The following is a 12,184-nucleotide window of genomic DNA, read 5'->3' as shown; positions in this document are numbered from 1 at the left end:
CCAACACCTGCCCTCTACTCGGCGTCGTTCGCGCCATTAGCTTGCCGCGCGGGCAGGTGTCGAACAAACCTAAACGATAGCGGTCTTGCTGAAGGGGCTTGCCTGCGGTGGCCTACTCCAAATTTTGCACCTGCTCGCGCATTTGCTCGATGGCGACCTTCATTTCGACCGAGATGTTCGTCAATTCCAGCGCCGCGGACTTGGAGCCCAGGGTATTGGCTTCACGATGCAGCTCCTGGATCAGGAAATCCAGCCGCTTGCCGAGCTCGCCGCCCTTTTTCAGCAACCGTGTCAGCTCTTCCAGATGCGCGCGCAGCCGCCCCAGTTCCTCGGCCACGTCGATGCGGATGGCAAACGCCGCGGCCTCGTTGAGGGCGCGCTCCTGCAGGGCTTCCTTGGGCACGGTGCCGGCGGCGCCCGTCGCACTCAGGGCTTCCTGCCAGCGTTCCAGGAAACGCTGCTGCTGGCGGGTGACGACGGCCGGCAGCAGGGGCTCGGCTTCGTCGGCCAGCTCGCGCAGGCGCTGGATGCGCTCGGACAGGATGGCAACCAGCTTCTCGCCCTCGCGCTCGCGGGCCTCGGCCAGGCCCTGGACGCAGGCCTGGGCCGCCTCCAGCGTCGCGGCGTCCAGCTGCACCGGCACGGCTGCACCGCTCTTGCACCAATTCAAGGCCTCGTGCACGGACAGCGGCGTCGCCTGAGGCATCCAGGCGCGCACCTTGGCCTCCAGGTTGGCCAGGCGATTGAGTTGTTCGGGCTGGGGCTGGGGCCAGCCGCCGTCGGCCTCGCGCTGGGTGTTGATGCGCAACTCGATCTTGCCGCGCTTGAAGCGGGCTGCAATCAGTTCGCGCAGCTGCGGCTCAAGCCCGCGCAGCTCCTCGGGCATGCGCATGGATAGGTCCAGGAAGCGGCCGTTGACCGACCGCAATTCGACGCTGACCGAAGCTGGCGCTGCGCTGTTGCCGTCCTCGGCTTTAGGGGGTTGCGCCAGGGAATTGGCGTACCCGGTCATGCTGTAGACTGGCATTTCGCACTCGCAAAACAGACAAAACGCGATTATGTCCAAGCCGAAGCCGGCGCCCTTGCCCGCAGGCACGGTGGTCGGGGGCTATCAGATCATCAAACGACTGGCGGCGGGCGGTTTCGGCGTGGTGTATCTCGCCGAGGATCCCGACCATCATCTGGTCGCGTTGAAGGAGTATCTGCCCTCGTCGCTGGCCGAACGTTCGCCCGGCGAACTGACGCCTCGCGTCAAGCCGGAGAAGCAACCGCTTTACCGGCTTGGCCTGAAGAGCTTCTTCGAAGAAGGGCGTTCGCTCGCGCAGATCTCGCATCCCAGCGTTGTCTCGGTGCTGAACTTCCTGCGCGAGAACGAAACCGTCTACATGGTCATGAACTACCTGCAGGGCGACACCCTGCAGGACTTCATCGTGACCGCGCGCGACATGAAGCGCGACAAGGTGTTCCGCGAGTCCACCATCCGCAGCCTCTTCGACGAGATCCTGCGCGGCCTGCGCATCGTGCATCAGCACAAGATGCTGCACCTGGACATCAAGCCGGCCAACATCTTCATCACCAACGACAACAAGGCCGTGCTGCTGGACTTCGGCGCCGCGCGCGAGGTGCTGAGCAAGGAAGGCAACTTCATCCGCCCGATGTACACGCCGGGCTTTGCCGCGCCGGAGATGTACCGCCGTGACGGTTCGCTGGGCCCTTGGACCGACATCTACGCCATCGGCGCCTGCATCTACGCCTGCATGCAGGGCTATCCGCCCAACGACGCGCCGCAGCGGCTGGAGAAGGACCGCCTCAGCTTGAGCCTGTCGCGCCTGCGCAATGTCTACTCCGACAACCTGCTCGAAGTGACCGAGTGGTGCATGTCGCTCGATCCGCTGTCGCGCCCGCAGAGCGTCTTCGCGCTGCAGAAGGAGCTCGCCCGCGAGACCGAAAGGCGCTACACCAAACTGTCCTTCAGCGAACGGCTCAAACTCCAGCTCGAAAACCTGAAGTCCGGAGCCAAGGCGTAATGCGATTCAACGTCTTCCAGGTCAGCCGTCGCGGCGGCCGCGAGACCAACGAAGACCGCATGGGCTACTGCTTCACGCGGGAGGCCGGCCTGTTCGCGCTGGCCGACGGCATGGGAGGCCATCCGGAAGGCGAGGTGGCCGCCCAGATCGCGCTGCAGACCCTTGCAGCCCTGTTTCAGCAGGACGCCCGCCCGGTCATTGAGGACCCGCAGCGCTTCCTGCAGGAAACTATCGTCATCGCCCACCAGCAACTGCTGCGCTACGCGGCCAGCAAGGGCCTGTCCGACACGCCCCGCACGACGGTCGTTGCCTGCATCCTGCAGGGCAACCAGGCCTGGTGGGCACACTGCGGCGATTCGCGGCTCTACCTCGTGCGCTCGGGCAAGCTGATCGCCCGCACGCGTGACCACTCCTATTCCGAGCTGCAGGAAGCCCTTGGCCGTGTTTCGCGCAGCGGCGAGCCCTTCAACCGCAACGTTCTCTTCACCTGCCTGGGCAGCCCCGGCAAGCCCATGGTGGACTGCCAGGGGCCGCTCATCCTGGAGGCCTCCGACCGCCTCCTGCTGTGCTCCGACGGCCTCTGGGGCAGCGTCGAGGACGGCGAGATCGTCCAGCACCTGGCCGACCAGGCCATCTCCGAGGCCGTGCCAGAGCTTGTCGAGCAGGCCCTGCGCCGCGGTGGCGCGCGTAGCGACAACGTCACCGTGCTGGCCGTCGAGTGGGAAGGCGAGGGCGATCCCGCCGGGGACACGACGCAGAATCTCGGCAACTCCGGCTTCGCGTCGACCATCCAGGGCGCCCTCGACGTCGACCTCGTCGCCGCCATGGACGACGAGGAGATCGAGCGCTCCATCCGCGAGATCAACGAAGTCATCCGCCAGTCCGGCCGCGGCGTGAACCGCCGCTAACTCTCTTTTCCTCATGACCAAGACCTTCACGCGCAGCGCAGGCCGCGCCGCCAACCAGTTGCGCCCGGTGCGCATCACCCGTGGTTTCACCGTGCACGCCGAGGGCTCGGTGCTGATCGAGTTCGGCGGCACGCGCGTGCTGTGCACGGCCTCCGTCGAGGAACGTGTGCCGCCGCACAAGCGCGGCTCCGGCGAGGGCTGGGTGACGGCCGAATACGGCATGCTGCCCCGCGCCACGCACACCCGCGGCGACCGCGAGGCCGCCAAGGGCAAGCAAAGCGGCCGCACGCAAGAGATTCAGCGCCTCATCGGCCGCTCGCTGCGCGCCGTGTTCGATCTGTCGGCGCTGGGCGAGCGCACCATCACGCTCGACTGCGACGTGCTGCAGGCCGACGGCGGCACGCGCACGGCGGCCATCACCGGCGCCTTCGTCGCGGCCCAGGATGCCGTCAACCGCCTGCTGGCCGACGGCAAGCTGGCACGCTCGCCGATTAAGGAGGCCGTGGCCGCCATCTCCGTCGGCATCGTCGACGGCGTGCCACTGCTGGACCTCGAATACACCGAGGACGTGGCCTGCGACACCGACATGAACGTCGTCATGACCGGCGGCGGCGGCTTCGTCGAGCTGCAAGGTACGGCCGAGGGCGTTGTCTTCACTCGCGACGAGATGAACGCGCTGCTGGACCTGGCCGACAAGGGCATCCGTGAGCTGATCGAGCTGCAGAAGTCCGCATGAAACTGGTCCTCGCCTCCAACAACGCCAAGAAGCTCGTCGAGCTGCAGGCGCTGTTCGCGCCGCTCGGCATCGAGCTCGTGACGCAGGGCAGTCTGGGCATCCCGGAGGCCGAGGAACCTTTTTCGACCTTTGCCGAGAACGCGCTGGCCAAGGCCCGCCACGCGGCGCGTGCCAGCGGCCTGCCCGCGCTGGCCGACGACTCGGGCCTGAGTGTGGATGCGCTGGGCGGCGCGCCCGGCGTGCGCTCGGCACGCTATGCGCTGGACGCCGGCGGCGAGAAGAGCGACGCGGCCAACAACGAGCGCCTGCTGCGCGACATGGCTGGCGTGGTGGACCGCCGTGCGCGCTTCGTGTGTGCGCTGGTGGCCGTGCGCAACGCCGACGACCCCGAGCCGCTGATCGCGATGGGCCGCTGGGGCGGCGAGATCCTGACCGCACCGAGCGGCGCCGGCGGCTTCGGCTACGACCCGCTGATGCACATCCCCGTGCTGGGGCAGACCGTGGCCGGCCTGGGTGCGGAGGTCAAGAATCGCCACAGCCACCGGGCCCTGGCGGCTGCGCTGTTGATCCAGCAGTTCCGCGAGGTCTGGCGGCTTGGCTGATCTCGCGCACCTGATGCGCCCGGGCACGCTGCAGTTGCCCGCGCTGCCCCCGCTTGCGCTCTACGTCCACCTGCCCTGGTGCCTGCGCAAATGCCCCTACTGCGACTTCAATTCGCATGAGGTCAGGGGCGGCGCGCTGGCTGTCGACACCGCGCAGGCCTATCTCGCCGCGCTGCGCGCCGACCTCGAGGCTGCGCTGCCGTTGATCTGGGGGCGGCCCGTCGTCAGCATCTTCATCGGCGGCGGCACGCCCAGCCTGTTCAACCCCGAGCAGATCGCCCAGCTCATCTCGGACATCCGTGCCCGCCTGCCGCTGGAGCCGGGCTGCGAGATCACGCTGGAGGCCAACCCCGGCACCTTCGAGCGTGAGCGCTTCAAGGGCTTCAGGCAGGCCGGCGTGACGCGGTTGTCGGTCGGGGTGCAGAGCTTCGATGACACGCAGCTCAAGGCGCTCGGCCGCGTTCACAGCGCAGCGCAGGCGCGCGAGGCGTTGGCGGAGGCCGCCGCCGCGTTCGAGACCTTCAACCTCGACCTGATGTACGCCCTGCCGGGGCAGACGCTGGACGACCTGGCCCGTGAGCTGGACACCGCGCTGAGCTTCCAGCCGCCCCACCTGTCCATCTACCACCTGACCATCGAGCCCAACACGGTGTTCGCCACGCGCACGCCGGCCGGCCTGCCCGACCCGGATCTCGCCAGCGACATGCTGGACCTGATCACCGCGCGCACCGGCGCCGCAGGCATGGCTCGCTACGAGGTGTCGGCCTATGCCCGAGAAGGCCACCGCTGCGCGCACAACCTGAACTACTGGCAGTTCGGCGACTACCTGGGCATCGGCGCCGGCGCGCACAGCAAGCTGAGCTTTCCGAACCGCGTCATGCGCCAGGTGCGCTGGCGCGAGCCGGCCGCCTTCATGGCCCAGGAAAACAAGGTCAGCAACGAGCACGAGGTGGCCCGCAGGGAACTGCCCTTCGAGTTCATGCTGAACGCACTGCGGCTGAAGGAAGGCGTCACGCTGACGCAGTTTCTCGAACGCACCGGTCTGCCGATGTCCAGCATCGCCAAGGGCCTGGAGACGGCGCGCGGCCGTGGCCTGCTGACGGGTGACGCGGCCCGCATCCAGCCGACCGAGCGCGGCTTCGATTTCCTCAGCGATCTGCAGCAGCTGTTTCTGTGAGCCGCTGCTGCAGCGCCGCGATCTCGGCGTGCAGCCAGTCGCAGAAGGCGCGCACGGCGGGGTCGTCGCGCAAGGCCTCCGGATAGACGACGTGGTAGTCGCGCCCGGCGTCCAGGTCCAGCGTGTGGGCCGCCACGCGTACGAGGCGGCCGTCCAGCAGCGCGTCGCCGGCGATCAGCTCGCGTGCCAGGGCCACGCCCATGCCTTGCTCGGCGGCCTGCAGCAGCACGCCGGCATCGTTGAAGCTCGCGACGACGACCGGTGCCACGGGCAGGCCAGCCAGCGCAAACCATTGCTGCCAGACGTCCACGTCGTCGAGCAAGGGCTGTGAGGCCAGGGCTTGCAGCGGCTGGCCGATGAGGCGGTGCGCCAGGGCTGGTGCGGCGACGGCGATCAGCGGCGAGTGGAAGAGGCGCTCGTTGACGAGGCCGGGCCAGGGTCCGCGGCCGACGCGTAGCCCGATCTGGTAGCCCTCGCGCTCCAGGTCAACCACTTGCTGGCCTGTGTGCAGATCCAGCGTGATGCAGGGCTGCAGGGCCTGCCAGCGCGGCAGCCGCGGCATCAGCCAGCGCTGGGCGAAGGAGGGCAGGGAGGTCACGCGCAGCATCTGCGCCTGCTTGCCGTGCGCCTGGCCCGCCGCGAGCAGGCCGGCCTGCAGTTCGGCGAACACCTTGCTGACGGCACGCTGCAGGGCCTGACCGGCGGGGTTCAGCGTCAGGCGCCGCCCCTGGCGCGTGAAGACCTCGAAGCCCAGCGCCGCCTCCAGGCCGCGGATCTGCTGGCTGACGGCGCTGTGCGTCAGGTGCAGGCTTTCGGCCGCCGCGCGCAGGTTCTCGGTCTGCGCGGCGGCGCGGAAGGCGGCGAGGTAGTGCAGCGGAAAACGGTCGAGCGAGGCCATCTGGTTAGTAAATCAAACCAATCAGTGCAGAAAATAGCGTTTCCGCGGCGGATTTTGGATGCATAGGATAACCAGCACTACAAGGAGCCGCCATGATTTCCCTGCCTCGCTGGATTGCCTTTGCCTCATTTGCCGCTGTCCTCGTGCTTGCCAGCACCGGCGCCCGGGCGTTCACGGATTCGAATGCCGACCTGAAGGAGGCAGCCGCGGAGCGTCCGGCCCGCGTTGTCGTCACCGGCAGGGCCGAACGCCCGGTGCAGACGGTCTGGGTTCCGGCCAGCCCCAAGTCGCTGGACGGCTTCAAGCCGGTATTCCCGAACGACCCCGTGGTCGTGGCGCGTCAGCGCCCGATGCTGGTCGCCAAGGCCGATGCCCCGGCCAGTGCGGGCAAGCGCTGACGATCCGCGCTCAGACGCGGTTGAGCGACATGCCCGCCGTGGCGCGGAGCCGCTCCAGCACCTTGGCGGCAATCTGGTTCAGCGGCAGCACCTCATCTGCTGCGCCGGCTGCGATGGCCTCGCGCGGCATGCCGAAGACGACGCAGCTGGCCTCGTCCTGGCAGTAGTTGTAGGCGCCGGCGTCCTTCATGACCTTCATGGCGCGGGCGCCGTCGGCGCCCATGCCGGTCAGCATGATGCCGATGGCGTTCGGGCCGACGACCTTGGCGGCCGACAGGAAGAGCGCTTCGACCGAAGGCTTGTGCCGGTTGATCGGATCGCCGTCCTGGACGCGGGCGATGTAGTTCGCGCCGCTGCGCTCCACGCTCAGATGCAGGCCGCCCGGCGCGATATAGCCATGGCCGGGGAGGATGCGCTCGCCGTCCTGGGCCTCCTTGACGCGGATCTTGCACAGGCCGTCCAGCCGGGCCGCATAGCTTCGGGTGAAGCCGGGCGGCATGTGCTGGGTGATGACGACGGCCGGGCTGTCGGCCGGCAGGTTGATGAGCACGTCCTTGGTGGCCTCGGTGCCGCCGGTGGATGCGCCGATGAAGATGATCTTCTCGGTGGAGGCCTTGCCGAGGCTGGCCATCGTGACGGCCTTGACCGGCGCGGGGGCGGCCGTGCCCGGGGCGGGCGGCGGCGGCGCTCGGCGGATGTGGGCCTTGGAAGCGATGCGGATCTTGTCGGTGATGTCCTGCGCCAGCAGACGGATGCCGTCGGCCACGCCGATCTTGGGCTTGGCGACGAAGTCGACGGCGCCGAGTTCCAGCGCCTTCAGCGTGACCTCGGCGCCGCGCTCGGTCAGCGTGGACACCATCACCACCGGCATCGGGCGCAAGCGCATCAGGCGGGACAGGAAATCCAGGCCGTCCATGCGAGGCATCTCCACGTCCAGCGTGATGACGTCGGGGTTGAGGTTGCGGATCATCTCGCGCGCCACCAGCGGGTCGGCGGCCGCACCGATGCATTCCATGTCCGCCTGGCGGTTGATGATCTCGGTGAGGATGGAGCGCACGAGCGCCGAATCGTCCACCACCACGACCCTGGTCTTGGCCATGGATGTCTCCTTAGAACAGATCGATGGAGCCGCCGCTGCTGGCGACCGGCTGCACCTTCTGGATCGCGGCCCTGTCCTGCTGGACCAGGGCGTCGGTATTCGTTGGCGCCAGGCGCTTGACCATGGCCTTGCCGCTTGCCGGCAGGAAACAGACCTTGCGCGGGTACACATCCATCACGTCCTTGGACACGATGGGGATGCGCTCCAGCTTCAGGTAGTCGATGACGAAGTTGGTGTTGCGCTCGCCCACGTTGAGCGAGTTCATGCCCGAGATGACGGCGCCACCGCCGAAGATCTTGGCTTCCATGCGGCCCTTGCTGGCGCCGCGCTTCATCATCTCGTTGATCAGCAGTTCCATCGCGAACGAGCCGTAGCGGCCCGAGTCGCCGTTGCCCTCGGGCAGCATGAAGTGGTTCATGCCGCCGACCTTGGCCACGCGGTCCCACAGGCAGGCGGCGATGCAGGAGCCCAGCGTCGTCATGACGAGGAGGTCCTCCGTGTCGACGAAGTACTCGCCCGGCAGGATCTTGACAGCCGCGTTCTTGAAGTGGGCGTCGTAGAAGAAGAACGAGGCCTCGCCCTGCTTGCGCGGCTGGGCCTTGAGGCTGTTGACCTTGGCCAGCGCGGCAGGGTTGCCCAGGGTCGAGGCGGAGGCAAGGGGAGTGCTCATGCTCAGACCCGTTCGTAGATGGTTTTGCCGCGAAGCTTGAACAGGTCGCGCGATTCGGTGAAGTTCTCGGAATGCCCGACGAATAGCAGGCCGCCCGGCCGCATGTGGCGATGGATGCGCTCCAGCACCTTGCGCTGGGTCGGCGCGTCGAAATAGATCATCACGTTGCGGCAGAACACCATGTGGAAGGGGTCGCCGAGCTGCCACTGCTGATCCATCAGGTTCAGCGTGCGGAATTCCGCCCAGCGCTGCAGCTCGGGCTTGACGCGGATCTTGCCGGAATTGGCGCCGGTGCCGCGCATGAAGAAGTTCTTCAAACGAGTCGCGTCCAAGCCGCGAGCGTCGGCGTTGTAGACGCCGCGCTTGGCCGCGGCCAGCACGTTGGTGTCGATGTCGCTGGCCACCAGTTGCACCGATGCACCGGGCCCGAGGGCCTCGCTGCAGGTCATCAGAATGGAGTAGGGCTCCTCACCGGTGGAAGCGGCGCAGCACCAGATGCGCACCGGCTTGCCGGCGAAGGGCTTGAGGTCGTCCTTCAGCGCGTGGAAGTGATGGTCCTCGCGGAAGAAGGAGGTCAGGTTGGTGGTCAGGCAGTTGACGAACTCCTGCCACTCGACGGCGCCCGAGGGCCCGGTGGACGACTCCAGCCACTGCAGATAGCTCGCGAAGCTCTTGTGGCCCGTCTCGCGCAGGCGGCGCGACAACCGGCTGTAGACCATCGCGTGCTTGCCGTCATGGAGGCTGATGCCGGCATGCTTGTAGATCAGCTCGCGCACGCGGTCGAAGTCGGCCTTGCTGAAGCTGAATTCGTGATCAAGGGAATCCGTGCCGGAGGCGAGGTCGGGTGCGGGCATGTCGAAAATCAGAATTGTTGGTGCTCGCAGCAGTTCTGGCGTAGGCGTTCCGATTCTGCACCGCGGGCCGTTTGTACGGCCGGGGTGCGGTTCAGCATAGTGCAAACAGGGCGCAGGAACGTGCCTGTTTCACGACCTGTCCCGGCGGGGCGCGCTGCTAGACTGCCCTGAAACCACAATCCAGGCTTCCTCCATCCTTTGGAACACCGCTTGCCAGCCACCCCGCTGATCGACGCCGCAGCGCTCGATCTGGAGCAGGCCCTGCAACTGCTGCAGCAGGCCGGGGCGTTGCTTCCGGACGAGGCTCCCATGAGTCCTGCCTGGCTGCAGGCCGTGCTGGACGCGCTGTGCGATCTCTCCAGCAAGGATGCGCTGACCGGTCTCGTCAACCGCCGCAGTTTCGAGATGGCACTGGCCCGCGAGGTCGATCGCGTGGCCCGCTCCGGTGAGGCGGCCCTGCTGCTGATGCTGGACATCGATCACTTCAAGGCCGTGAACGACACCCACGGCCATGGCGCCGGCGACCAGGTCATCCGCGCCGTGGCACGAGCCGTCGAGCAGACCGTGCGGCCCATGGATCTCGTCGCCCGCGTGGGTGGCGAGGAGTTCGCCATCATCCTGCCCAACTGCGCCTCGCACGTGGGGCTGGCCGTGGCCGAGCGGGTGCGCGAGCGCGTGTCGGAGCTCGACATCGAGGTCGGCCCTGGCCAGATGCTGAGCGTCACCGTCAGCCTGGGAGGTGCATTCGCGCCGCAATGGGTGCGTTCGTCGCCGCTGCTGTGGACGGAGCGCGCCGACCGGCAGCTTTACCGCGCCAAGGCCGAAGGCCGCAACCGCGCCTGCCTCGAACCCCAGGTCGACTCCCTGGTCAGCGCCGAAGAAAAGGGCATGTTGTTCGCCACCCTGAATCTCGAAACGCAACAGGACTTGCCATGAGCACGACACCCGATCCTGCTGCATCACGCCCCACGCGCACCGGCGCCCGCACCCTGGCCGTCACCAGCGGCAAGGGCGGCGTCGGCAAGACCTTCGTCACCGCCAACCTCGCCGCGGCCCTGGCTGCTCGCGGCCAGAAGGTGCTGGTGCTGGACGCCGACCTCGGCCTCGCCAACCTCGACGTGGTGCTCAACCTGCACCCCAAGCTGACGCTGCACGACGTCTTCACCGAGAAGGCGACGCTGGAGCAGGCCATCCTGCCCGCGCCGGGCGGTTTCTCCGTGCTGCTGGCCGGCTCGGGTATGGTCGAGTACTCGCGCCTCACGCCCGAGGTGCGCGACAAGCTGCTGCACATCGTCGACCTCGTGAAGCCGCGCTTCGACTGGGTGCTGCTCGACACCGGCGCCGGCATCTCCGACGTCGTGCTGTTCGCCATCTCGCTGGCGCAGGACGTGCTTGTCGTCGCCACGCCCGAGCCCACGTCGCTGACCGACGCCTACGCCACCATCAAGGTGCTGGCCACGCAGCAGGAGCGCCGCCATGTGGGCTTGCTGGTCAACCAGGCCAACCGTGTCGGCGAGGGCAAGCTGATCTGCGGGCAGCTGCAGCAGGTGCTGCAGCGCTTCGTCGGCCCGGGGCCGGGCCAGGGCTTCCGGCTGGAGCTCTACGGCGAGGTCAAGGCCGACCCGGCCGTGCGCCAGGCCGTGCTCAAGCGCCAGCTCATGCTGGAGCATTACCCGGGCTGCGACGCGGCCCAGGCCATCAAGGCGCTCGCGAGCAGGCTGCTTGGCTGATTCCCCGACCACCGCTTTCGAATGGATGGGCGGCGAGGCGCGCGTGCGCGAACTCGTCGACAGTTTCTACGACCTGATGGATCTGGAGCCGGCCTATGCCCGGCTGCGCGCGGCGCATGGCGGCTCGCTGGACTCGGCGCGCGACAAGCTGTTCTGGTTCCTGTGCGGCTGGCTGGGCGGGCCGGACCACTACATCAGCCGCTTCGGCCACCCGCGGCTGCGGGCGCGCCATCTGCCGTTTCGCATCGGCATCGCGGAGCGCGACGAATGGCTGGCCTGCATGGACCAAGCCATGCAGGAGACGGGCGCGGACCCGGCCCTGCAGGCCCGCCTGGCCGAGTCCTTCGCGGGAACGGCCGACTGGATGCGCAACGTCTAGTCCAGCCTGAACGCGAACTCCTGCTGGAACATTGCGTCGCCCTGGCACTGGTAGCCGGCGAGGGCGGATTCCACCGAGCGCTGCAGCGAGCGCCGGGTCTTGCCGTCCAGCGCGCCCAGGGCCACGCGCACCTCGCTGCCGACGACGCGCCCGCCTCGCACGGTGGCCAGCACCTGCAGCACGGCTTCGCCGCTCCAGTTCACGGCCGGTACCTCGGGGCGCGGCATGACCGAGCAGACGGCGCCGGGGACGCTGATCGAGGTTCCGTTCCTCACGGGCGGCGCCACTGCGGGCGTGCCCGCGCCGGCCGTGTTGCCGGTCGGGACGACGGGCTCGCCGCGCTGGACTTCCGTGGCGACCCGGGGCGTGTCCTCCAGCCAGGTCGGCGGCACCGGCACGTCGGGCCGGGGCACGTTCATGAGCGTGGGCCGCTCGGCCGTCACCAGATCGCGCACACGCTCGGCTTCGCGTGGCCGCTCGGGGATGGGCGGCAGCAGGATGGTGGCCTCCTTGGGCCTGGCCAGCGGCTTGATGAGGCCCGCGCTCAGCGCATAGATGCCTGCCAGATGCAGTGCGACGACCAGGCCGATGCCCACATAGCGGGTGGGCGCGGGGGAGTGGCGGGACAGGTTCATGGGCTCTCCTCGTGGTGGCTGGGGAAACCTCGTGTCGCGCTGCGGCGGCTTGGGCCCAGGCTACTCCGGCC

Annotated in this window: 15 protein-coding genes; 9 read left to right on the top strand and 6 right to left on the bottom strand. The window is 68.1% G+C overall.

Annotation, left to right across the window (positions count from 1 at the left end; all coding sequences use genetic code 11):
- Positions 1 to 112 precede the first annotated feature (112 nt).
- Positions 113 to 1,027 (bottom strand): YicC/YloC family endoribonuclease, encoded by a 915-nt coding sequence (locus AC07VX_RS22745; RefSeq protein ID WP_493167318.1) that lies wholly within the window; start codon positions 1,025 to 1,027, stop codon positions 113 to 115.
- A 31-nt stretch (positions 1,028 to 1,058) separates the two neighbouring features.
- Between AC07VX_RS22745 and AC07VX_RS22740 the strand changes: the two genes are divergently transcribed.
- From AC07VX_RS22740 to hemW, 5 genes are read left to right on the top strand one after another with little or no spacing between them, the layout of a single operon-like run.
- Positions 1,059 to 2,027: a serine/threonine protein kinase gene (locus AC07VX_RS22740; protein WP_056264626.1), complete on the top strand. Its 969-nt coding sequence runs from the start codon at positions 1,059 to 1,061 to the stop codon at positions 2,025 to 2,027.
- A complete protein-coding gene (locus tag AC07VX_RS22735; RefSeq protein ID WP_493167317.1) occupies positions 2,027 to 2,935 on the top strand; it encodes a PP2C family protein-serine/threonine phosphatase in 909 nt (302 codons plus the stop codon). Before AC07VX_RS22740 ends, AC07VX_RS22735 begins: the two co-directional genes overlap by 1 nt.
- A gap of 13 nt (positions 2,936 to 2,948) precedes the next feature.
- Positions 2,949 to 3,671 carry a ribonuclease PH gene (gene rph / locus AC07VX_RS22730; protein ID WP_493167316.1) on the top strand — a complete coding sequence of 241 codons (723 nt, stop codon included), beginning with the start codon at positions 2,949 to 2,951 and terminating at the stop codon, positions 3,669 to 3,671.
- Positions 3,668 to 4,273: a non-canonical purine NTP pyrophosphatase gene (locus AC07VX_RS22725; RefSeq protein WP_493167315.1), complete on the top strand. Its 606-nt coding sequence runs from the start codon at positions 3,668 to 3,670 to the stop codon at positions 4,271 to 4,273. The genes rph and AC07VX_RS22725 overlap by 4 nt, the downstream gene beginning before the upstream one ends.
- Before the next feature lie 13 nt (positions 4,274 to 4,286).
- Positions 4,287 to 5,450, top strand: coding sequence for a radical SAM family heme chaperone HemW (gene hemW / locus AC07VX_RS22720; protein WP_493167323.1), 1,164 nt, complete (start codon positions 4,287 to 4,289; stop codon positions 5,448 to 5,450).
- Here hemW and AC07VX_RS22715 read toward each other — a convergent pair.
- Complete coding sequence (locus AC07VX_RS22715; protein WP_493167314.1) at positions 5,422 to 6,348, bottom strand: LysR substrate-binding domain-containing protein; 927 nt, start codon at positions 6,346 to 6,348, stop codon at positions 5,422 to 5,424. The genes hemW and AC07VX_RS22715 overlap by 29 nt on opposite strands.
- A 92-nt stretch (positions 6,349 to 6,440) precedes the next feature.
- Between AC07VX_RS22715 and AC07VX_RS22710 the strand changes: the two genes are divergently transcribed.
- Positions 6,441 to 6,746 carry a hypothetical protein gene (locus AC07VX_RS22710; RefSeq protein WP_493167313.1) on the top strand — a complete coding sequence of 102 codons (306 nt, stop codon included), beginning with the start codon at positions 6,441 to 6,443 and terminating at the stop codon, positions 6,744 to 6,746.
- Between the two features lie 10 nt (positions 6,747 to 6,756).
- Here AC07VX_RS22710 and AC07VX_RS22705 read toward each other — a convergent pair whose 3' ends face one another.
- From AC07VX_RS22705 to AC07VX_RS22695, 3 genes are read right to left on the bottom strand one after another with little or no spacing between them, the layout of a single operon-like run.
- Positions 6,757 to 7,845 (bottom strand): protein-glutamate methylesterase/protein-glutamine glutaminase, encoded by a 1,089-nt coding sequence (locus tag AC07VX_RS22705; protein WP_493167312.1) that lies wholly within the window; start codon positions 7,843 to 7,845, stop codon positions 6,757 to 6,759.
- A 10-nt stretch (positions 7,846 to 7,855) separates the two neighbouring features.
- Positions 7,856 to 8,515, bottom strand: coding sequence for a chemoreceptor glutamine deamidase CheD (cheD, locus tag AC07VX_RS22700; protein ID WP_493167311.1), 660 nt, complete (start codon positions 8,513 to 8,515; stop codon positions 7,856 to 7,858).
- Between the two features lie 2 nt (positions 8,516 to 8,517).
- Positions 8,518 to 9,369 (bottom strand): CheR family methyltransferase, encoded by an 852-nt coding sequence (locus tag AC07VX_RS22695; protein ID WP_493167310.1) that lies wholly within the window; start codon positions 9,367 to 9,369, stop codon positions 8,518 to 8,520.
- A 210-nt stretch (positions 9,370 to 9,579) separates the two neighbouring features.
- Between AC07VX_RS22695 and AC07VX_RS22690 the strand changes: the two genes are divergently transcribed.
- Genes AC07VX_RS22690 through AC07VX_RS22680 form a run of 3 tightly spaced genes read left to right on the top strand, consistent with a single transcriptional unit; the run spans position 9,580 to position 11,478 of the window.
- Positions 9,580 to 10,305, top strand: coding sequence for a GGDEF domain-containing protein (locus tag AC07VX_RS22690; protein WP_493167309.1), 726 nt, complete (start codon positions 9,580 to 9,582; stop codon positions 10,303 to 10,305).
- The gene (locus AC07VX_RS22685; protein ID WP_493167308.1) at positions 10,302 to 11,099 is read left to right on the top strand and encodes a MinD/ParA family protein; all 798 of its coding nucleotides are present in this window, start codon (positions 10,302 to 10,304) and stop codon (positions 11,097 to 11,099) included. The genes AC07VX_RS22690 and AC07VX_RS22685 overlap by 4 nt, the downstream gene beginning before the upstream one ends.
- The gene (locus tag AC07VX_RS22680; RefSeq protein WP_493167307.1) at positions 11,092 to 11,478 is read left to right on the top strand and encodes a group II truncated hemoglobin; all 387 of its coding nucleotides are present in this window, start codon (positions 11,092 to 11,094) and stop codon (positions 11,476 to 11,478) included. The genes AC07VX_RS22685 and AC07VX_RS22680 overlap by 8 nt, the downstream gene beginning before the upstream one ends.
- Here AC07VX_RS22680 and AC07VX_RS22675 read toward each other — a convergent pair.
- The gene (locus AC07VX_RS22675; RefSeq protein ID WP_493167306.1) at positions 11,475 to 12,113 is read right to left on the bottom strand and encodes a hypothetical protein; all 639 of its coding nucleotides are present in this window, start codon (positions 12,111 to 12,113) and stop codon (positions 11,475 to 11,477) included. The genes AC07VX_RS22680 and AC07VX_RS22675 overlap by 4 nt on opposite strands.
- Positions 12,114 to 12,184: the final 71 nt, after the last annotated feature.

This window comes from Roseateles sp. GW821-FHT03B02, assembly GCF_059421025.1.
Note: the sequence above shows the minus strand (reverse complement) of the source record. Positions and strands in the feature narration are given on the sequence as shown.